Origin of the sequence: Neorhizobium sp. 2083 (genome assembly GCF_031455615.1) — a bacterium.
Classification (GTDB): Bacteria; Pseudomonadota; Alphaproteobacteria; order Rhizobiales; family Rhizobiaceae; genus Neorhizobium.
In genome coordinates this window covers 1,245,678-1,265,034 of sequence record NZ_JAVDTC010000001.1, presented here as the reverse complement: position 1 = coordinate 1,265,034, position 19,357 = coordinate 1,245,678, and the positions used below count along the sequence as shown (strand labels likewise).

Genomic DNA, 19,357 nt, shown 5'->3' with positions numbered 1-19,357 from the left:
TCATGGATTATTTCGATATTCTCATCAGCATTCTCGGCTCGGCGATCCGCCTTTCGATCCCGCTGCTGTTCACCGCGCTTGCCGGATTGTTTTCGGAGCGCGCCGGCATTTTCGATATCGGGCTGGAAGGCAAGATGCTGGCATCCGCCTTTGCCGCAGCCTGCGTCGCTTACTGGACCGGCAATGCCTGGTTCGGCCTCATCGGCGGCATCGGCGTGTCGATCGCCTTTTCCTTCGTGCACGGCTTTGCCTCGATCACCAATCGCGGCAACCAGATCGTGTCCGGCGTGGCGCTCAATTTCGTCGCCGCCGGCCTGACGATCGTGCTCGGCCAGGCCTGGTTCCGGCAGGGTGGGCGCACCGGCCAGGTGCCGCCTGAGGGCCGGTTCTCCTCCATCACCCTGCCGGGCGCCGACATGATGCGCGATGTGCCGATCATCGGTCCGCTTTATGCCAATGTCATCTCCGGCAATAACATCCTCACCTATATCGCCTTCCTGATGGTGCCGATCTCCTGGTGGGTTCTTTATCGCACCCGTTTCGGCCTGCGCCTGCGCGCCGTCGGCGAAAATCCGGGTGCGGTCGACACGGCCGGCATTTCGGTCGCCTGGATGCGTTATCGCGCGCTGATCGTCGCCGGTTTCCTCTGCGGTTTTGCAGGCACCTATCTCTCGATCGCCCAGTCTGCCGCCTTCATCAACAACATGTCGGCCGGCAAGGGATATATCGCGCTGGCGGCACTGATCTTCGCCAAGTGGAAGCCGGTGCCGGTCATGCTGGCCTGCCTGCTCTTCGGTTTCCTCGATGCATTCGCGAACTTCATGCAGGGCAAATCATTGCCGCTGATCGGCGAAGTGCCGGTACAGATCTTCCAGGCGCTGCCCTATATCCTCACCTGCGTATTGCTCGCCGGCTTCATCGGCATCGCCCGTCCGCCCAAGGCCGGCGGCGTGCCCTATACAAAGGAGCGCTGACCGATGTCTCACGACCTTTTCGAAGCCGCCCGCGACGCGATGGCCAGGGCACATGCCCCTTACTCCAAGTTTCCGGTGGGCGTGGCGATCCGCGCCGATGACGGCAAGGTCTATCTCGGCGCCAATATCGAGAACATCTCCTTCCCCCAGGGCTGGTGCGCCGAGCCGACGGCGATCGGCGCGATGGTGATGGGCGGGGGCAGGAAGATCGTTGAACTGGCCGTCATCGCCGAAAAACTGGCGCTCTGCTCGCCCTGCGGCGGCTGCCGGCAGAAGATCGCGGAATTCGCCTCCGCCGATACGCGCGTCTATCTCTGCGACGAAACAGGGGTGCAGAAGACCGTCACCATGGCGGAGCTTCTTCCATACGCTTTCGAAACGGATGTGATCGGCTGAGGTGACGGACATGAGGCAAGTCATCGATCTGCTCGTCAACCGCCTTGATGGCCTTGTGCCGCGCCACGCGATCGTGCTCGGCTCCGGCCTTGGTTCGCTGGTGAACGAGGTGACGGAGGCTGTCCGTATCCCTTATGGCGCGCTGGAGGGCTTTCCGGTAAGCGGCGTCACCGGCCATGCGGGCGAGATCGTCGCCGGTTATCTTGGAGCGGAGCCGGTCATCATGCTTTCCGGCCGCGCGCACTATTACGAGCACGGCGATGCCAAGGTGATGCGCTTTCCGATCGAGGTGATGAAGGGCCTTGGCGTCCAGTCGCTGATCCTGACGAATTCCGCCGGATCGCTCAGGGAAGACATGCCGCCGGGCTCGGTGATGCAGATTTCCGACCACATCAACTATTCCGGCATGAACCCGCTGATCGGCGAGGAGGGTGACCGGCGTTTCGTCGGCATGACCACCGCCTATGATGCGGACCTCGCGCTCGACATGCGCAACGCGGCAATCCGTTGCGGCGTCCCGCTGTTCTCGGGCGTCTATATGTGGTTCTCCGGCCCGAGCTTCGAGACGCCGGCGGAGATCCGCATGGCGCGAACCCTGGGCGCCGATGCGGTCGGCATGTCGACCGTGCCCGAAGTCATCCTCGCGCGCTATTTCGGGCTCAAGGTCGCGGCGGCCTCGGTGATCACCAATTTTGGCGCGGGCATGACCGGTGCGGAGCTCAGCCACGCGGAAACCAAGGACATGGCTCCGATAGGCGGGCAGCGCTTGGCGGCTATCCTGAAAGAAATGTTGGCCTGATTACACGATATATTTCAACCGGATAAGTCCCGTTGGCGCATGCGCCGCCCCGGTGTGGCTTGCATCTAATCGTTTGAACGATAAATATGGGCGTGCGCATGACCCAGAAATCGAACAGATTTCGACCGGACCTGCGTCGCCTTTGAATTTACCGCGTCCCCGGCGCGCCACTGGCGCACGGTGCGGTAAGCAAGCCGGGGAGGCACTCGATATGGAACTCCTGAACCCGCGTGAGGCGGCAGCCTTCGCGCTATCGCTTCTCGACCTGACGAACCTGCGTGACGACTGCGACGATGCCGCTATCGAGAAACTGTGCCTGCGGGCGCAGACGCCCTATGGCAATACGGCGGCGATCTGCATCTGGCCGCGTTTCGTCGCCCATGCCCGCCAGATCTTGGGCTCCGAGCATCCGGTTCGCATCGCCACCGTCGTGAATTTCCCATCCGGAGATCTGGCCGTTGCCACGGTGATCGAGGAGACGCGTAAAGCGATTGAGGACGGTGCCGACGAGATCGACATGGTCATTCCCTATCGCAAGCTGCTTGCCGGCGACGAGGCATCCGTGACCGAAATGGTCGAGGCGGTCCGCGCCGCCTGCCCGGATGCCTGTCTGAAGGTGATCCTGGAGACGGGCGAACTCAAGGACAGCGCACTGATCCGCCGCGCCTCCGAGCTGGCGATCGTCGCCGGCGCCGATTTCATCAAGACCTCGACCGGCAAGGTCGCCGTGAATGCGACGCTCGAAGCTGCCGACATCATGCTTCAGGCGATCCGGGATTCGAAGAAGCGGGTCGGCTTCAAGCCTGCCGGCGGGATCTCGACCGTTGCGGATGCCGATCTTTACTTCCGGCTCGCGGAAACGATCATGGCTCCCAACTGGATCATGCCCTCCACCTTCCGTTTCGGCGCCTCGGGCCTGCTCGACGATATCCTCGGCGTGTTGAGCGGCAGCACCGCTGTCCGCGCGTCGAGCGGCTATTGATACGATGATCCCGCAGGAAATCATCCGCCGCAAACGCGACGGAAAGGTTCTCGCCGGCGAAGAGATCGCAACCTTCATTGCGGCCCTGGCAAAAGAGGAAATCTCCGAGGGACAGGTGGCTGCCTTCGCGATGGCTGTCTTTTTTCGGGGCATGTCCCGCGATGAGACGGTGGCGCTCACCCTTGCGATGCGCGATTCTGGGACTGTGCTGAATTGGGACAGCCTTGCCCGGCCGATTGCCGACAAGCACTCGACCGGCGGCGTCGGCGATAATGTCTCGCTGATGTTGGCACCCATCGTGGCAGCCTGCGGGCTTGCGGTCCCGATGATTTCCGGCCGCGGCCTCGGCCATACCGGCGGCACGCTGGACAAGCTGCAGTCGATCCCCGGCTACAACGTGATGCCGGATGAGGCACTGTTCCGGAAAGTGGTCGACGAGGTCGGTTGTGCCATTATCGGACAGACGAGCGATCTCGCCCCGGCCGACCGCCGCCTCTACGGCGTCCGCGACGTGACGGCCACCGTCGAATCCGTGCCGTTGATCACTGCCTCGATCCTTTCGAAGAAGCTTGCGGCCGGGCTCGGAAGCCTCGTGCTCGACGTGAAGGTCGGCAACGGCGCCTTCATGGAAAGCCTCGATGAAGCCGAGACGCTGGCCCGCTCGCTGGTAGAGGTGGCGAATGGGGCGGGCGTCAGGACCGCGGCACTTCTCACCGACATGAACCAGCCGCTTGCGGCCGCAGCCGGCAATGCGCTCGAAATCGTCAACTGCCTCGATTTTCTGGCTGGGGCAAAGAGGTGGACGAGATTGGAGACCGCAGTTCTTGCCGAAGCGGCCGAGATGCTTGTATTGGCCGGCATCGAGCAGGATATTGTTGAAGCTCAGGACCGTGCTTCACTAGCCTTGTATTCTGGCGAGGCAATGGAGCGATTTGCCCGCATGGTTCATGAGTTGGGCGGACCTGTGGACTTTTGCGAGCGGCCAAATGTTTACCTGGCAAAAGCGCCGGAGCGGGTGCGAGCACATGCGCCGAGAGCCGGCTACCTTGCAGCCTGCGAGACCCGCGCCATCGGCCTTGCCGTCGTCGAACTCGGCGGCGGCCGCAAACGGGCTTCGGATGCCATAGATCATCGTGTCGGCATCGAAGGGCTTCTGCCACTCGGCACCTTCGTCGAAGAAGGTGAGCCTATCGCCATTGTAAATGCCGCAACTTACGGCGCAGCCGAACGCATGGCCCACGATATCGCGGGTTTCTACACGATCGCCGACGAAGCGCCGAAACTTCCTCCGGTCGTGCTGAAGCGCATCGGCTGATCGGTCAGACTGGCCGCTCACTGCACGAGTTTCAGGTTGCCGCCTTCCACCTGGAAGGATTTCAGTTTCTTCAGGAAACTCATGCCGACCAGCGTGCCGGCCAGCGCCTTGTCGCGCAACACGAAGGCATCGACGTCCTTTACCCGCACGCCGCCGATCTCGATGCGGTCCAGAACCACGTGGGCAGCCTCGGTGCCGCCATTGGCGGTATTGACCGTGTAGCGGAAATCCAGGCTGTTGGCGCTGTAGCCCAGCTTGCGGGCCGTGCTCTCGTTGATCGCCACCAGCGACGCACCCGTATCGACGAGGCCGTCGACGGGTTTGCCGTTCATCCGGAACGTGCCGTTGAAGTGTCCGCGCCCATCGGCTTCCAGCGTCACGCTGCCCGACGCCACCGAAACGGGCGTCGCCTTGGCCGGCGCCTCGACCGCCACCGCCGCCGCAGACGGATGATCGGCACGCTGGATCAGCGCGGGGATCTGTGTCGCCACGAGCGCCGTAACTGCAGCAAAAATGACGGTGCGCAGGAGCATGCAAAACCCTCTCGGCATGAACCGGATATCCGCTTCCTGCATAGCGGAGAAATCATAAGAAAACGGCCTGTGAAATCTCCGCAGGCCGTTCATTTCAAAGATTGGTAAGCGAATTCTAAATTACTTACTTGGTGCCGTACATGCGGTCGCCGGCATCGCCGAGACCGGGCACGATATAACCCTTCTCGTTGAGATGGCTGTCGATCGAGGCCGTGTAGATCTTCACGTCCGGATGCGCCGCGCGGAAGTTTGCGATGCCCTCGGGGGCCGCAAGCAGGCAGAGGAAGCGGATATTGTGGGCGCCCCGTTCCTTGAGCTTGTCCACGGCGGCGATCGAGGAGTTGCCGGTCGCCAGCATCGGGTCGACGACGATGATCAGCCGTTCGGCGATGTCGTCCGGCGCCTTGAAGTAATATTCGACCGGCTGCAGCGTCTCGTGGTCGCGGTAGACGCCGATATGCGAGACGCGGGCCGAAGGCACCAGTTCCAGCATGCCTTCGAGCAGCCCGTTGCCGGCCCGCAGGATCGAGGCGAAGACCAGCTTTTTGCCTTCGACGACCGGCGCCTGCATTTCGACAAGCGGCGTCTCGATCGTTTCCATGGTCAGTTCGAGGTCGCGGGTCACCTCGTAGCAGAGCAGCATCGAGATTTCCCGCAGCAGCCGCCGGAAGCCGGCCGTTGAGGTTTCCTTCTTGCGCATGATCGTCAGCTTGTGCTGCACCAGCGGATGATCGATGACAGTGACGCCGTCCATGGAGCTTCCCCTTGTTGTTTGCCTGTCTCTTCTTTCAGGAAAAAGGCTGGTTCCGCAACCCGTCAGGCGCGGCTTGCCGCCTCATCCCCAGTCTCTGATCGGCTTGGCTGGATGCTCTGCGCGTCAAGCCGGGCGATGAGCCTTGCGCGCGTTGCTTCGTCCACGAAGGCCGCCTCGATCGCCGTGCGCGTCATCGCGTCGATCGCGTCGTCGGGCATCCCCATGATCACCGACGCGATGTCGTATTCGCGCGCAAGCGAAGTGTGGAAGAACGGCGGGTCGTCGGAATTGATGCAGACGCGCACGCCGGCGGCCTTGAGGCGTTTCAGCGGATGGCTGTCGAAATCCGGAAACACGTTCAGCGCGATGTTCGAACCCGGGCAGACCTCCAGCACGGTGCCGAGTTCGGCAAGCCGCTCGACGAGGGCCGGATCCTCGATCGCACGCACGCCGTGGCCGATCCGGGACGGCTTCACCAGATCGAGCGCGTCGGAAACGCTGAAAGCGCCGCAGACCTCGCCGGCGTGGATTGTAAGGCCCAGCCCCGCGTCGCGGGCGATATCGAAGGCACGGGCATAGTCGGCGACCCGGCCCATGCGTTCCTCGCCGGCCATGTTGAAGCCGGTCACCAGCGGATTTTTCGCCCGCGCCGCATATTCGGCGACCGAGACCACCCGGTCCGGCCCGAAATGCCGTTCGCCGGTCACGATGATGCGCGCTTCGATACCGGTCTTTTCGCGCGCCGCGTGAATGCCGTCGCAGATGCCGGCGAGATAGGCATCGGCCCCGAGCCCGATCCGGTCACCATGATCCGGCGAGACGATGATCTCGCTGTAGATCGTGTTGGCGGCCGCAAGTTCCAGAAGGTAGGTTTCAGTCAGCAGCGCATAGTCGCCGGCGGTTTTGAACAGCGAGGCGACCGCATCGTAGCAGACGATGAATTCGGAAAAGTCGGACCAGACATAGGCGCCGTCGCGCAGCACCTTTCCCGTATCGATACCGTATTTTTCCGCCTGAATTGCCGCCAGCGCCGGCGGCGTGGCACCTTCGATATGGCAGTGGATCTCCGCCTTGAGGAGGTGTCTGGTCAAAGGAAGCTCCATCCGTTGGGGCCGGGCGGGATCGACAGATGCGCGGCAATGGTTTCGGCAATGTCCGAATAGGTCGATCTGATCCCGATCGAACGGGAGCGGATGCCCGGTCCGAACGCCATGACCGGCACCCGCTCACGCGTGTGGTCGGTGCCGCGCCAGGTCGGATCGCAGCCGTGGTCGGCGGTCAGGATGACGAGGTCGCCGGGCTGCAGCCGCCGGTGGACGTCCGGCAGGGCGCGGTCGAAGGCTTCGAGCGCCGCCGCATAACCCGGCACGTCGCGGCGATGGCCATAAAGCATGTCGAAATCGACGAAATTGGTGAAGACGAGATCGCCGACGGTCGCCTCATCCATGGCCGCGAGCGTCGCTTCCATCAGCGCCGCATTGCCGTTCGCCTTGATGACGCGCGAGACGCCCTGATGCGCGAAGATGTCGCCGATCTTGCCGATCGCATGCACCGACCTGCCGCCCCGGATCAGCCGGTCGAGCAATGTCGCCTCGGGGGGCGGCACGGAGAAGTCGCGGCGATTGCCGGTGCGCTGGAACGTGTCCGCGGTTTCGCCCACGAAGGGCCTTGCGATCACCCGGCCGATATTCATCGGATCAAGCAGCACCCGGACGGTTTCGCAGAGCCTGAGCAGCCGGTCGAGGCCGAAAAAGGTTTCGTGGGCGGCGATCTGGAAGACCGAGTCGGTGGATGTATAGCAGATCGGTTTTCCGGTGCGGATATGCTCTTCCCCGAGCCGGGCGATGATCTCGGTTCCGGATGCGTGACAATTGCCGAGAATGCCGGGGACGCCGCCTTCGCGGCAGATCGCTTCCACCAGCTCGGGAGGGAACGCGTCGCCTTCTGCCGGGAAATAACCCCAATCGAACAAGATCGGCGTGCCGGCGATTTCCCAATGCCCGGACGGAGTATCCTTGCCGCGGGAAATCTCGTTGGCTGCGCCGTGCAGGCCGAAGATTCGCTCCGGCATCGGCATGCCGACGGGATAGTCGCCGCTGGCGAGTTTGGCAATTTCCAGAAGCCCGAGCGACGACATGTTCGGCAGATGCAACGGACCTTCCCTCAGTCCAGCCCGGTCGCCGACGCCGGCGGCGCAGAATTCCGCGATATGCCCGAGCGTGTTGGCCCCCAGATCACCATACTCGTCCGCATCCGGGGCACCGCCCACGCCGAAGGAATCAAGAACGAACAGGAAGGCACGCGCCATCGGTCACCCGGAAATTTGAATATTGCCCGCCCGGCAGCTCTCTTAGCCGGCCCGAATCGAGATTCATATAGCCGTGGGCATGTATTAGCAAAGGGGATAACGGTCGGCGCGCTTCAGCAATTGGTACAGCTGACGCTGTTTCCGAGACGCTGGCGGTAGAAATATTCCCGCGCGATGGTGAGGTCTTGGACGCTGCTCGGCAAAAGACCGGGCATGAACATCAGGAGTTCGTGATGCACCGATACTTCGGCCCGGACAAGAAATGAATTGGCGGTATGCATGTCGGCCGGCACCTGGACGGAAGAACCGACAACATAGGGCCTGCCGTTGTTCTGATCCCACGACCAGGCGACGGTCGGGCTGCCGGTGGCATCGAGCGTTACTCCGGTGACCTTGATGCTGAGCGTATTGGGCGTGTAGGGCGCAAAGAGACTTGCGGTCACGTCCTTCATCGTCGCGAGCAATGTCTTGTCGACGCTCGTCTCCCGGGTCACGAGGTCGGCGATCGTGCTGGCGCTGCGCGTCACGCGCTTGGAGACACTGAGGCCGATGGTGATTTCGAACGACGTGATGTAGAGGCTGAGAAGCAGCGGCGCGATCAGCGCGAATTCGACAGCGCCGACGCCGCGCGTGTCGGTAACGAATTGCTTGATGCGGTTAAGCAGGCCGACGGACCGGTTCTGCGGCTGGGGTGTTTGCTCTTCCATCACGGATAGTCCTCGGCTCGGAAGGCGGATGTTTCGACGATCAGGAAATAGCTCGGGCGCCCGCCGTCCGCGGGCCGGACGTTGCTGATATAAGGCCGGATCAGATCGGTGACGATATCCCAGCGATAATAGGCGCGCAGCATGTTGATGCTTTTTGCGGGACCCGGCGCGTAGGCGAATGAGGACGTATCGAGCTCCCCGAAAGCGCCGCCGGAGGTCGGGATCGTCGTCGGGATCAGCGCGAAGGTCGCAAACGAGCGAACGTCGAGCAGAAGCTTGTTCGGTGTCGCGATTTCGTCCTCGCTGCAGGTGATCAGGATCGACACTTCGTCGCAGAAGGCGCGGCGAAATTCCGCCTGGGTCTTGTCGGTGCTGCGATTGAGCCCATAGGTAATGTTGCCGGTCCTCAGCTTGCGGGCCATGGTATCGACGGCGTTGGCGACAAGCTGCTCGCCGGTATAGGCGATGAATGTTTCGATGATGGCGAAGACAATCATGAAGTAGGGAATGGCCAGCAGCGCGAATTCGATCGCGGCTGCTCCGTCCTTGGATCGGATGATCCGTCGCCATGCCCCTTTACCTCTCGCGGGTACAGGGGCACCGCTTTTCGTCTCGTCATGATCCTGGCACATGGTTCCCGTCCGACAGCCGGTTTGAGCGGCCGATCCTAGGGTTCGATTATTGAGATTCCGTTGCTGCGATCGCCTGCAGTTTAACCATCTGTCCCCGATCAGGGCGTTGCGGCACCCGTACCAGTGTTCTTGAACTCGGCGTGCTGTTCGCAATTTGGCGTGCAGGACAGAATGGAACGTTCCGTTTGCCGGAAGACGCGCACCGTGTTCCCTTCGTCAATGGAAACGAGGACCCGTTCGTCGGCAATCGCATTGCCCTGGGCGTCCAGCAGCACGAGATTGGTCGTGCCGAAACTGCGGCCCGTGAGGACGATCGTTGTGGGATCCGCGACAGTTGCGTCGGCCACGCTCGAATTGCCCACGATGACCTTGCTGACCGGCCTGTCGAGTTTCAGCACGCGCGCGTGATTCATGAATACGCGCAGAAGATCCGGCCGATCCTGCGCGGCCAGCTGTCCTGCGCCGGTGAAGACGACACCGCAGATGGCCAGGAGCCGGATCATGACGCGACGGAACAGCATTGAGGGCGACCTTAGGTGCGGTTTGTTATCCACCAAGGATGGATGTGATTGGTGAACGAAGGGTTAAGCGGCACGAAAGGCCGTTCTTGATCCCGTCTTAACCATTGCCGGTCAACCGGAAATGCCTGAGGCAGGATGAGTTCGCACATGGGCTCACGTAAATTAACGTGCTGTAAAAAAACGTAGATTAGAGGATTATGAGAGGGAGATGGCGATCGGTCGAAAGCCACGATTTTTCTTACCCATTCGTTTACCACGCAACCTGCAATCCTCCATTAACAGCTCGGTAACGATGTTCTTTAAGCCGATAGCAATCGTCCGGCTGTAGGTTGCAGTCAGCCGAACAACGGAAACAGTTGTCGGGAAGTGCTGAACAACAATATTTGGAGTAGGAGAGTTCCATGTCGAAGATTTTCGCTCGTTTTATGAAAGATGAGTCTGGTGCGACCGCCATCGAGTATGGTCTTATCGCAGCTCTCATCTCCGTGGCTCTGATCGCCGGTGCTACCACGCTCGGCAATTCGCTGAACACCCAGTTCACCAACATCTCGAAGAAGCTGAACTGCGGCAACGGCACTACCGCGTGCTGATACTGCGGCGGCTGTAGCTTAGTCGTATCGCTTCAGCCCTATGATTTATGCGAGAGTCGCCCATCGGCGGCTCTCGCAGTTCGTTGGTTGTACTGGCTGCTAGATCGGATAAACCATGGCTGATATGGCGATCGCCATACTAATTCTAACGGTATTTCCGCTCGCTCTGGCCCTTGCCGCCGTCAGCGACCTTTTCACGATGACCATTCCCAATCGCATTTCTGCGGTTGGAGTCCTCGCTTTTCTGGCCCTGGCTCCGCTCGCCGGGCTACCTTGGCCCGAGATCGGCATGAGCCTTGTCGCGGGTTTTGCCGTATTTAGCGTTTGCTTCGCTCTTTTTGCCTTGAACGTCATGGGCGGCGGCGATGCAAAGCTCCTGACGGTGGCGGCAATCTGGTTCGGCTTCAATCACTCGCTTCTCGTTTTGCTGGTTACCGTCGGTTATGTCGGCGGTGCCGTGACGCTCGTTTTCCTGCTTCTGCGGTCGCAGGCGAACTCGGTCATGGCCATGGGCATTCCGCTCCCGTCGTCACTCGTCAATGCCAAGAAGATACCTTATGGAATCGCCATTGCGATTGCCGGCTTCCTGACCTTCGAGCAAGCACCGATCCATCTCCTGGCCATGAAGGCGTTTCAATAAGGGTTCTCGCGATGGAAAGATCGCGTTAACCAGAATTGTAAGCGTCTCATTAACTATAATTACACCATTGGAGGCCATTCTCCGGGGGAATTAGTGTTCCCTCAAGGAATGGCCATGAAGCCCACCCGTATCATTATTCTCGCGGTTGCCGTGGTGGCGGCGGGCCTTGCCGGCATGCTCGCGGTCCGCCTTTCCGGCACGAAAGCGCCTGAACTGGTGGAAACCGTCATCCAGAAGGAGCCGACGGTCAAGGTGCTGGTTTCGGCCGAGAACCTGCCCGTGGGCAGCCGCCTGAACGACAAGTCGATGCAGTGGATGTCCTGGCCGTCGAGCGGCATCGTCGATGGGTTCATCACCGATTCGACGCGGCCGAACGCCATCACCGAGCTTCAGGGTGTCGTGGTCCGCATGCCGATGTTCAAGGGCGAGCCGATGCGGGCCGAGAAGATCGCCGACTCCTCCAGCCGGATCATGTCCTCGCTGCTGCCGTCAGGAAAACGGGCGGTTGCCACCGAGATCTCCGTTGCAACGGGCGCTGGCGGCTTCGTGCTGCCGAACGATCGCGTCGACATCATCATGGTGCGGGAGAACAAGGACAGCGGCAACTACATCACCGAAACCATCCTCAGCAACGTTCGCGTCCTCGCAATCGACCAGCAGGTCCAGGAAAGCGAGGACGGCAAGAAATCCGTCGTCGGCACGACGGCGACGCTGGAACTGACGCCGGACCAGGCGAAGGTCATTGCCGTCGCCCAGCAGATGGCCCAGCGGCTGACGCTTGCGCTGCGCTCCGTCGCGGACTCTCAGGAGGCCGACACGGTAGCCCCGGACTATTTGCTGCACGGGGGCGATGGCAAGACGGATATCCAGGTCATCAAATCGGGGGCGATCGTCAAGAGCACGGCGGCGGTGCAGGCGAAATGAACGGAGCGTTCAAGTGAGCAGTCTGAAACACAAGATTCGTAGCTCGGCAGCGGCAGGCATGGCTTTTTGCCTCGCCTTTTCCGGCGTTTCCCTGAATATCGCCCCGATCAGCCTGACGCCGGCACAGGCCCTGGCGGCCGACAACAGCGTGGTGCGCATCACCGACGGGGGGCCCGGCGTCCGCAAGCGGCTGCAGCTCGGCCTCAACAAGGCTCTGGTTGTCGACCTGCCTTCCGACGCCCATGACATTCTTGTCGCCGACCCGAGCATGGCTGACGCGGTGACGCGCACCTCCCGCCGCATCTATCTTTTCGGCAAGACCGTCGGCCAGACCAACATCTTCGTCTTCGGACCGAACGGCGAGGAGATCGTCAGCCTCGACGTGGCCATCGAGCGTGATATTTCCGGTCTCGAGCAGAACCTTCGTCGGTTCCTGCCGGATTCGAACATCAAGGTCGAGATCATCTCCGACAACATCGTACTGTCCGGCAGCGTGCGGACGCCGCAGGATTCGGCGCAGGCGGAAAAGCTCACCACGGCCTTCCTGAAGGGCGGTGAGGCGACCACCCGCAATATTACCGCCCAGGGCAATAACGGCGATGCGGACATCTTCGCCGAAAACCGGCAGAAGTCTCAGATCGTCAATCTCCTGACCATCGAGGGCGAGGACCAGGTCACGCTGAAGGTAACTGTTGCGGAAGTCAGCAGGCAGGTATTGAAGCAGCTCGGGTTCAATGGCTCCGTCGCCGGTCCCAAAGGCTCGATCTCCTTTGCCAATCCCGCCAATCTGGGGAATGCCGTCGGCCTGGCGGCCCAAGGCATCATGTCCGGCAATATCGGCAATGTCGGTCTTTCGACGTATATGAACGCCATGGAACAGGCTGGCGTCATGCGCACGCTCGCCGAACCCAGCCTGACCGCCATTTCCGGCCAGCAGGCGAAATTTTATGTCGGCGGCACATTCCGCCTGCCGGGACAGCAGGAAGTGGATGGCGAGAAAGGCACCGTTACGCAGTCGATCGATACGGTCGATTACGGCATCGAACTGAATTTCAAGCCCGTTGTTTTGTCTCCCGGGCGCATCAGCCTGGTGATCGAAACCAATGTGTCGGAGCCGACCTACGAGGGATCGGCCGCGACCGGCAATGGTGCGTCGTTGCGGATCCCCGGCAATACCTACATGGCGATCCGCAAGCGTGAGGCCTCGACCACGGTCGAATTGCCCTCCGGCGGCTCGATCGTCATCGCCGGCCTGGTACAGGACAATGTCCGTCAGGCGATGTCCGGCCTTCCGGGAATTTCGAAGGTACCGGTGTTTGGGACGCTTTTCCGCAGCAAGGACTTCGTCCGCAACGAAACCGAACTGGTGATCATCGCGACGCCTTATCTGGTCCGTCCCGTTGCTCGCAACGAGATCGCGCGGCCGGACGACAACTTCAACCCGGAAAACGATGCCGCAACCTTCTTTCTGAACCGCGTCAACAAGATCTACGGCCGCAAGGAGCCCGTCGCGGCGGGCCAGTATCACGGCGCCGTCGGCTTTATCTACAAGTGAGCGGTCATGGACATTGAAACCAAGAAAACCACCGCCGAAGGACAGGATGCCATGACCGAGGGAAAAACCAGGTCCCGTCGTAGCAGGATGGTCGCGGCCTTGGCCCTCGTGGCACCCGGCCTGCTCCTGTCGGCCTGCGGCAACAGCCAGCTCACGACCGGCTCCATCCCCGACGACTATCGCACCCGTCATCCGATCGTACTCGCGGAAGGTCAGTCGACGCTCGATATTCCGGTCGCCTCGGGTGATGTCCGCCTGACGACGGGCATGAAGGATACGGTCAAGGGTTTTGCCCAGAATTTCATGGCATCGCCGGCCGGCGTGATACAGATCCAGGTGCCTTACGGCTCCTACAATTCCGGTGCCGCCCAACATCTGGCGGGTGATATCCGCCGCGAACTGACCCGGTCCGGCATCAGGCCGCAGCGGATCCTGATGAGCAGCTACGCCGCCTCGCCGAACGGTGACGCAGCGCCGATCCGGCTTTCCTACGTGACGACCAAGGCGATGACCGGCCAGTGCGGCGAATGGCCGGCAGACCTCTCGGACAACACGTTCGGGAACAAGAACTGGTACAATTTCGGCTGTGCCAGCCAGAACAATCTTGCAGCCCAGGTCGCCAATCCCACCGATCTCATCGCACCGCGCGCGGTCACGCCGATCGATGCGGCGCAGCGCGCCAAGGTCATCAGCGACTACCGCGGCGAGAGCAGCGGTACCGGCACGACGATCACGATCAACAACAATTAACGGGGCCAGACAATGAGCGCGATCAACTACGAAATCCGCACTCCCGGCCAGGGTGAAGGTTTCGCCGAGGACGTCGATCGTCCGGGCGATTTCGATGCGCTGCGCCCGTTGCCGCGCATCTCGATCCACGCTTTCTGCGAAAGCGAGGCGATGCAGCGCATGATGGACCGCATGGCGCGCGATCGCCGTATGGCCAAGGTCAACCTGCGTGTGACGATCGGCGGCACCAGCGCTGCCGCCAACATGTTCTCCTCCACGCCGACACCGAACCTGATCATCCTGGAAACGGATGCCGAACCGAAGAACCTTCTCGATGAGCTCACGCCGCTTGCGGAAGTCTGCGATCCCTCGACCAGGGTCATCGTCGTCGGCCGCTATAACGATATCTCGCTCTATCGCGAGCTGATCCGCAACGGTATTTCCGAATATCTCGTCGGCCCCGTGCAGATGCCGGACATGCTGGCGTCGATTTCGTCGATCTTCGTGGATCCCGAAGCGGAACCGCTCGGCAAATCGGTGGCCTTCATCGGTGCCAAGGGCGGCGTCGGTTCCTCGACCATTGCGCATAACTGCGCATTCGGCATTTCCAGCCTGTTCTCGACCGAGACCATCCTCGCCGACCTCGATCTTCCCTTCGGCACGGCCAATATCGATTTCGATCAGGATCCGGCCCAGGGCATCGCGGAAGCCGTTTTTGCGCCGGAACGTCTGGACGAGGTCTTCCTCGACCGCCTTCTGACCAAGTGTTCCGAGCATCTGTCGCTGCTGGCCGCTCCCTCGCTGCTTGACCGCGCCTATGACTTCGATCGCAGCGCATTCACGCCGATCATCGAGCTCCTGCAGCGCAGCGCGCCGATGGCGGTCCTCGATGTCCCGCATGGCTGGACGGAATGGACGCGCGCGGTTCTGTCTGAGGTCGACGAGGTGGTGATCTGCGCGGTCCCCGATCTAGCCAACCTGCGCAACACCAAGAACATCATCGACGCGTTGAAGAAGCTCCGGCCGAACGACCGCGCACCACACCTGATCCTTAACCAGGTCGGGATGCCGAAGCGTCCGGAGATCGCCCCGAACGATTTCATCGAGCCGTTGGAGATCGAGCCGATCGCCATCCTGCCCTTCGACGTGCAGCTGTTCGGCAATGCCGCCAATAGCGGCCGGATGATTTCCGAAATCGATGCCAAGTCGCCGGCCGCCGAAACTTTCTCGCAGATCGCCCATGTCGTCACCGGGCGCGTCGCCATGAAGAAAGTGAAGAAGGGTGGTCTCGGCAAGGTGCTCGGCATGCTCGGGCGCAAGAAGGCATAACACCAGGAAACCGGCATGTTTGGAAAACGCGGAAACGAGGGATTTGGGAAGAGCGGCGGCTTGGCTTCGCCGCCGCCGGCTGCTGCGTCCGCTTCGGCGGCGCCTGTCGTGGCGCGGCCGGCCGCTCCGGAAATCCTTGCCGAGCCGATGCGCGATCCCGCCACCCAGCGCCAGCAGGTCGCTTCGCCGCCGCCGCTCGCGCCGCAGTCACCGGCCCGCAAGCGGCCGGCGCGCACGGAACTCTATTACGATACCAAGAGCCAGGTCTTCTCGGCGCTGATCGACACGATCGACCTGTCCCAGCTCGCCAAGCTCGATGCCGAGAGCGCGCGCGAGGAAATCCGCGATATCGTCAACGATATCATCACCATCAAGAACTTCGCGATGTCGATCTCCGAGCAGGAGGAACTGCTCGAGGATATCTGCAACGACGTTCTGGGCTACGGTCCGCTGGAGCCGCTGCTCGCGCGTGACGACATCGCCGACATCATGGTCAACGGCGCCGGCCAAACCTTCATCGAAGTCGGCGGCAAGACGATCGAATCCGATATCCGCTTCCGCGACAATGCCCAGCTCCTGTCGGTCTGCCAGCGCATCGTCAGCCAGGTCGGTCGCCGCGTCGATGAATCCTCGCCGATCTGCGACGCGCGCCTGCCCGACGGTTCGCGTGTCAACGTCATCGCGCCGCCGCTTGCGATCGACGGGCCGGCACTGACCATTCGTAAGTTCAAGAAGGACAAGCTGAACCTCGACCAGCTCGTCAAGTTCGGTGCGATCACCCCGGAAGGGGCGACGCTCCTGCAGATCATCGGCCGCGTCCGTTGCAACATCGTCATCTCGGGCGGTACCGGCTCGGGCAAGACGACGCTTCTGAACTGCCTGACCAACTATATCGACAAGGAAGAGCGGGTCATCACCTGCGAGGATACCGCCGAACTGCAGCTGCAGCAGCCGCATGTGGTCCGCCTTGAAACCCGCCCTCCCAACATCGAAGGCGAAGGCGAGATCACCATGCGCGATCTCGTCAAGAACTGCCTGCGTATGCGCCCTGAACGCATCATCGTCGGCGAAGTGCGCGGACCTGAGGTCTTCGACCTTCTGCAGGCGATGAACACCGGCCACGACGGCTCGATGGGGACGATCCACGCCAACACGCCGCGCGAATGCCTGAGCCGTATGGAATCGATGATCGCCATGGGCGGTTATTCGCTACCGGCCAAGACGGTGCGCGAGATCATCACCGGCTCGATCGACGTCATCATCCAGGCGGCCCGCCTGCGCGACGGTTCGCGCCGCATCACCCAGATCACCGAAGTCGTCGGCATGGAAGGCGACGTGATCGTCACCCAGGACCTGATGCGCTACGAGATCGACGGCGAGGATGCGAATGGCCGCCTGATCGGCAGGCACATGTCGACCGGCATCGTGAAGCCGTATTTCTGGGATCGCGCCCGGTATTACAACGAGGAAAAGCGCCTTTCCGCCGCCCTCGACGCGATGGAAAAAACCAAGGACTGAGGAGCAGGGTTCCATGTTCGGGCTGGATATCAATGTCGTGGCGATCATCGCCCTCGTGGCGGTCGCCGCGGCTGCGGTCTGCTACGGGCTGTTGTTCTCCCGCATGGAAGTCGAAAAGAAGGCCGATAGTCGGCTGAGCCGGGTCAAGTCGGCCGAAACCGACCTGAACAAGGTCAAGGCGGCCCGCGACCGCGTGCAGGAGCTCTCCAAGCGCCGCAAGTCCATGCAGGACTCCATCAAGGACCTGGAGAAGAAGCAGGAAGAGAAGAACAGGAAGATGGGCGACGGCAGCTTGAAGTCCAAGCTTGCCCAGACCGGCCTGTCCCTGACGATGAGCCGCTTCTCCATGTTCAGCATCCTCTTCGGTGTCTTCGTCTTCCTCGTGACCTTGATCGCCGGTCTGCCGCTCTTGGCGGCCGTTGGCGCCGCCTTCGTCAGCGCGGTCGGCCTGCCGCGCTGGATTGTCGGTTTCCTGGTCAAGCGCCGGCAGAAGAAGTTCCTGGAGGAATTTCCGAACGCGCTCGACGTCATGGTTCGCTCGATCAAATCCGGTCTGCCGCTCAACGATGCGATGCGCCTGATTGCTTCCGACGGACAGGAGCCGGTAAAGACCGAATTCCGCCGGGTGATCGAATCGCAGCAGGTCGGCCTGAGCATTCCGGAGGCCTGCACGCGCATGATGATGACCATGCCGCTGCCGGAAGTGAATTTCTTCGCGATCGTGATCACCATTCAGGGCCAGGCCGGCGGCAATCTGTCCGAGGCAATCGGCAACCTTTCCAAAGTGCTGCGCGAGCGCAAGAAGATGAAGGCCAAGGTGAGCGCTCTCTCGATGGAAGCAAAAGCCTCGGCCGCGATCATCGGGGCGCTGCCCTTCATTGTTTCGCTGCTCGTCTACCTCACGTCCCCCCAATATATCTCGATAATCTTCACCGATCCGCGCGGACATCTGATCCTTCTGATTTCCGGCGTCTGGATGTCGATCGGCATCTTCGTCATGCGCAACATGATCAATTTCGATATCTGAGGGGATAGAGCGATGGGACTGGCAACAACGCTGACCGATCCGACCACGCTTCTTGCCATCCTGGTGGCAGTGGCGGTTTTTGCCACCCTCTACACGCTGGCGAGCCCTTTCCTTGAAAAGGGGGATCTCGACAAGCGAATGAAGGCCGTCTCCACCGAGCGCGAACAGATCCGCGCCCGCGAACGTGCCCGCATGAACTCCGAACAGTCGAAGACGTCGCTGCGTGCGCAGAACAACCAGTCGGTCCGCCAGATCGTCGAGCGGTTCAATCTGCGCAAGGCCCTGGTGGACGACAATACCGTCAACAGGCTGCGGGCCGCGGGCTTGAGGTCGCAGAACGCCCTCAACATGTTCCTGCTGGCGCGTTTCCTGCTGCCTTTCGTTTTCCTCGCGGCCGCCATCGTCTGGATCTTCGTGCTCGGCAACCTTGCCACGCGGCCGTTTCCGATCCGGATGCTGGCGGCGATCGTCGTCGCCTATATCGGTTTCTACGCGCCCAATATCTACGTTTCGAACCTCGTGAAAAAGCGCCAGGCTTCGATCAAGCGGGCCTGGCCCGATGCGCTCGACCTGATGCTGATCTGCGTCGAATCGGGGATTTCCATGGAAGCGGCGATGCGCCGCGTTGCCGAGGAAATGGCGCAGGCCTCGCCGCCGCTCGCCGAAGAAATGGTGCTGACGACGGCCGAGCTCTCCTTCCTGCAGGACCGCCGCACCGCACTCGAAAATCTCGGCATCCGCACCCAGCTCGAAATCGTCCGGGCCGTCACCCAGGCGCTGATCCAGGCGGAGCGCTACGGTACTCCGATCGCCTCGGCCTTGCGCGTGCTCGCCCAGGAAGGCCGGGACGAGCGGATGAACGAGGCGGAGAAGAAAGCCGCCGCCCTGCCGCCGAAGCTGACCGTGCCGATGATCCTGTTCTTTCTGCCGGTGCTGATCGCCGTCATTCTCGGCCCGGCCGGCATCCAGGTCGCCGACAAGTTCCACTAGGACGACGTCTCGCCGACGCCCGGCTTCGGATGGAACCGGGACCTGTGCCGATTGTTGAACGTGACATGAACTCCCGTTTCAGACGGGGTTCAGCGTGACCTGCGCAATATCCTCTCCATCAGCTCGGACGACCG

21 protein-coding genes are annotated in these 19,357 nt (G+C 61.7%); 14 read left to right on the top strand and 7 right to left on the bottom strand.

Annotation, left to right across the window (positions count from 1 at the left end):
- The first annotated feature begins 2 nt into the window (after positions 1-2).
- From J2X76_RS06530 to deoA, 5 genes are all read left to right on the top strand, one after another.
- Entirely contained in the window at positions 3-974 is a 972-nt protein-coding gene (locus J2X76_RS06530) for an ABC transporter permease (RefSeq protein ID WP_310214175.1), read from the top strand.
- A gap of 3 nt (positions 975-977) precedes the next feature.
- Positions 978-1,370 carry a cytidine deaminase gene (locus J2X76_RS06525; protein WP_310214173.1) on the top strand — a complete coding sequence of 131 codons (393 nt, stop codon included), beginning with the start codon at positions 978-980 and terminating at the stop codon, positions 1,368-1,370.
- A 10-nt stretch (positions 1,371-1,380) separates the two neighbouring features.
- A complete protein-coding gene (locus J2X76_RS06520) occupies positions 1,381-2,169 on the top strand; it encodes a purine-nucleoside phosphorylase (RefSeq protein WP_405029982.1) in 789 nt (262 codons plus the stop codon).
- 211 nt (positions 2,170-2,380) lie between these two features.
- Positions 2,381-3,151 (top strand): deoxyribose-phosphate aldolase, encoded by a 771-nt coding sequence (gene deoC, locus J2X76_RS06515; RefSeq protein ID WP_310214170.1) that lies wholly within the window; start codon positions 2,381-2,383, stop codon positions 3,149-3,151.
- Positions 3,152-3,155: 4 nt separating this feature from the next.
- Complete coding sequence (deoA, locus tag J2X76_RS06510) at positions 3,156-4,466, top strand: thymidine phosphorylase (protein ID WP_310214168.1); 1,311 nt, start codon at positions 3,156-3,158, stop codon at positions 4,464-4,466.
- A 17-nt stretch (positions 4,467-4,483) separates the two neighbouring features.
- Here deoA and J2X76_RS06505 read toward each other — a convergent pair whose 3' ends face one another.
- The 7 genes from J2X76_RS06505 to J2X76_RS06475 form a co-directional block, all read right to left on the bottom strand.
- Entirely contained in the window at positions 4,484-4,999 is a 516-nt protein-coding gene (locus J2X76_RS06505) for a TIGR02281 family clan AA aspartic protease (RefSeq protein WP_310214166.1), read from the bottom strand.
- A 124-nt stretch (positions 5,000-5,123) separates the two neighbouring features.
- Complete coding sequence (gene upp / locus J2X76_RS06500; RefSeq protein ID WP_113125406.1) at positions 5,124-5,753, bottom strand: uracil phosphoribosyltransferase; 630 nt, start codon at positions 5,751-5,753, stop codon at positions 5,124-5,126.
- Positions 5,754-5,815: 62 nt separating this feature from the next.
- A complete protein-coding gene (locus tag J2X76_RS06495) occupies positions 5,816-6,844 on the bottom strand; it encodes an adenosine deaminase (RefSeq protein ID WP_310214165.1) in 1,029 nt (342 codons plus the stop codon).
- The gene (locus J2X76_RS06490) at positions 6,841-8,061 is read right to left on the bottom strand and encodes a phosphopentomutase (RefSeq protein WP_310214163.1); all 1,221 of its coding nucleotides are present in this window, start codon (positions 8,059-8,061) and stop codon (positions 6,841-6,843) included. The genes J2X76_RS06495 and J2X76_RS06490 overlap by 4 nt, the downstream gene beginning before the upstream one ends.
- A gap of 113 nt (positions 8,062-8,174) precedes the next feature.
- Positions 8,175-8,768 carry a pilus assembly protein gene (locus J2X76_RS06485; RefSeq protein WP_310214161.1) on the bottom strand — a complete coding sequence of 198 codons (594 nt, stop codon included), beginning with the start codon at positions 8,766-8,768 and terminating at the stop codon, positions 8,175-8,177.
- Positions 8,768-9,400: a pilus assembly protein gene (locus tag J2X76_RS06480; RefSeq protein WP_310214160.1), complete on the bottom strand. Its 633-nt coding sequence runs from the start codon at positions 9,398-9,400 to the stop codon at positions 8,768-8,770. The genes J2X76_RS06485 and J2X76_RS06480 overlap by 1 nt, the downstream gene beginning before the upstream one ends.
- A gap of 98 nt (positions 9,401-9,498) precedes the next feature.
- The gene (locus J2X76_RS06475) at positions 9,499-9,903 is read right to left on the bottom strand and encodes a pilus assembly protein N-terminal domain-containing protein (RefSeq protein WP_405030001.1); all 405 of its coding nucleotides are present in this window, start codon (positions 9,901-9,903) and stop codon (positions 9,499-9,501) included.
- A 419-nt stretch (positions 9,904-10,322) separates the two neighbouring features.
- Between J2X76_RS06475 and J2X76_RS06470 the strand changes: the two genes are divergently transcribed.
- The 9 genes from J2X76_RS06470 to J2X76_RS06430 all read left to right on the top strand — a co-directional run bounded on the left by J2X76_RS06470 (position 10,323) and on the right by J2X76_RS06430 (position 19,223).
- A complete protein-coding gene (locus J2X76_RS06470; protein WP_310214158.1) occupies positions 10,323-10,511 on the top strand; it encodes a Flp family type IVb pilin in 189 nt (62 codons plus the stop codon).
- Between the two features lie 115 nt (positions 10,512-10,626).
- The gene (locus J2X76_RS06465) at positions 10,627-11,151 is read left to right on the top strand and encodes a prepilin peptidase (protein WP_405029981.1); all 525 of its coding nucleotides are present in this window, start codon (positions 10,627-10,629) and stop codon (positions 11,149-11,151) included.
- Positions 11,152-11,265: 114 nt separating this feature from the next.
- Positions 11,266-12,075, top strand: coding sequence for a Flp pilus assembly protein CpaB (cpaB, locus tag J2X76_RS06460; RefSeq protein ID WP_113285084.1), 810 nt, complete (start codon positions 11,266-11,268; stop codon positions 12,073-12,075).
- A 13-nt stretch (positions 12,076-12,088) separates the two neighbouring features.
- On the top strand, positions 12,089-13,630 hold the full coding sequence (locus J2X76_RS06455; protein WP_405029980.1) for a type II and III secretion system protein family protein: 1,542 nt from the start codon (positions 12,089-12,091) through the stop codon (positions 13,628-13,630).
- 6 nt (positions 13,631-13,636) lie between these two features.
- Complete coding sequence (locus J2X76_RS06450; protein ID WP_310214156.1) at positions 13,637-14,380, top strand: CpaD family pilus assembly protein; 744 nt, start codon at positions 13,637-13,639, stop codon at positions 14,378-14,380.
- Between the two features lie 12 nt (positions 14,381-14,392).
- Positions 14,393-15,688, top strand: a complete 1,296-nt coding sequence (locus J2X76_RS06445) for a CtpF protein (RefSeq protein ID WP_310214155.1) — start codon at positions 14,393-14,395, stop codon at positions 15,686-15,688.
- 15 nt (positions 15,689-15,703) lie between these two features.
- Positions 15,704-17,206: a CpaF family protein gene (locus J2X76_RS06440; RefSeq protein WP_113125416.1), complete on the top strand. Its 1,503-nt coding sequence runs from the start codon at positions 15,704-15,706 to the stop codon at positions 17,204-17,206.
- A 13-nt stretch (positions 17,207-17,219) separates the two neighbouring features.
- Positions 17,220-18,233 (top strand): type II secretion system F family protein, encoded by a 1,014-nt coding sequence (locus J2X76_RS06435; protein ID WP_310214153.1) that lies wholly within the window; start codon positions 17,220-17,222, stop codon positions 18,231-18,233.
- A 12-nt stretch (positions 18,234-18,245) separates the two neighbouring features.
- Complete coding sequence (locus J2X76_RS06430) at positions 18,246-19,223, top strand: type II secretion system F family protein (protein WP_113285019.1); 978 nt, start codon at positions 18,246-18,248, stop codon at positions 19,221-19,223.
- The last annotated feature ends 134 nt before the right edge of the window (positions 19,224-19,357 follow it).

What these genes read in the sequence shown, in the direction of transcription:
- J2X76_RS06435 (WP_310214153.1), top strand. Translation starts at nt 17,220, where the DNA reads ATGTTCGGGCTGGATATCAATGTCGTGGCGATCATCGCCCTCGTGGCG.
- J2X76_RS06530 (WP_310214175.1), top strand. Translation starts at nt 3, where the DNA reads ATGGATTATTTCGATATTCTCATCAGCATTCTCGGCTCGGCGATCCGC.
- J2X76_RS06450 (WP_310214156.1), top strand. Translation starts at nt 13,637, where the DNA reads ATGGACATTGAAACCAAGAAAACCACCGCCGAAGGACAGGATGCCATG.
- J2X76_RS06470 (WP_310214158.1), top strand. Translation starts at nt 10,323, where the DNA reads ATGTCGAAGATTTTCGCTCGTTTTATGAAAGATGAGTCTGGTGCGACC.
- J2X76_RS06465 (WP_405029981.1), top strand. Translation starts at nt 10,627, where the DNA reads ATGGCTGATATGGCGATCGCCATACTAATTCTAACGGTATTTCCGCTC.
- J2X76_RS06430 (WP_113285019.1), top strand. Translation starts at nt 18,246, where the DNA reads ATGGGACTGGCAACAACGCTGACCGATCCGACCACGCTTCTTGCCATC.
- upp (WP_113125406.1), bottom strand. Translation starts at nt 5,753, where the DNA reads ATGGACGGCGTCACTGTCATCGATCATCCGCTGGTGCAGCACAAGCTG.
- J2X76_RS06480 (WP_310214160.1), bottom strand. Translation starts at nt 9,400, where the DNA reads ATGTGCCAGGATCATGACGAGACGAAAAGCGGTGCCCCTGTACCCGCG.
- J2X76_RS06445 (WP_310214155.1), top strand. Translation starts at nt 14,393, where the DNA reads ATGAGCGCGATCAACTACGAAATCCGCACTCCCGGCCAGGGTGAAGGT.
- J2X76_RS06485 (WP_310214161.1), bottom strand. Translation starts at nt 8,768, where the DNA reads ATGGAAGAGCAAACACCCCAGCCGCAGAACCGGTCCGTCGGCCTGCTT.
- J2X76_RS06520 (WP_405029982.1), top strand. Translation starts at nt 1,381, where the DNA reads ATGAGGCAAGTCATCGATCTGCTCGTCAACCGCCTTGATGGCCTTGTG.
- J2X76_RS06505 (WP_310214166.1), bottom strand. Translation starts at nt 4,999, where the DNA reads ATGCTCCTGCGCACCGTCATTTTTGCTGCAGTTACGGCGCTCGTGGCG.
- J2X76_RS06440 (WP_113125416.1), top strand. Translation starts at nt 15,704, where the DNA reads ATGTTTGGAAAACGCGGAAACGAGGGATTTGGGAAGAGCGGCGGCTTG.
- cpaB (WP_113285084.1), top strand. Translation starts at nt 11,266, where the DNA reads ATGAAGCCCACCCGTATCATTATTCTCGCGGTTGCCGTGGTGGCGGCG.
- J2X76_RS06525 (WP_310214173.1), top strand. Translation starts at nt 978, where the DNA reads ATGTCTCACGACCTTTTCGAAGCCGCCCGCGACGCGATGGCCAGGGCA.
- J2X76_RS06490 (WP_310214163.1), bottom strand. Translation starts at nt 8,061, where the DNA reads ATGGCGCGTGCCTTCCTGTTCGTTCTTGATTCCTTCGGCGTGGGCGGT.
- deoC (WP_310214170.1), top strand. Translation starts at nt 2,381, where the DNA reads ATGGAACTCCTGAACCCGCGTGAGGCGGCAGCCTTCGCGCTATCGCTT.
- deoA (WP_310214168.1), top strand. Translation starts at nt 3,156, where the DNA reads ATGATCCCGCAGGAAATCATCCGCCGCAAACGCGACGGAAAGGTTCTC.
- J2X76_RS06475 (WP_405030001.1), bottom strand. Translation starts at nt 9,903, where the DNA reads ATGATCCGGCTCCTGGCCATCTGCGGTGTCGTCTTCACCGGCGCAGGA.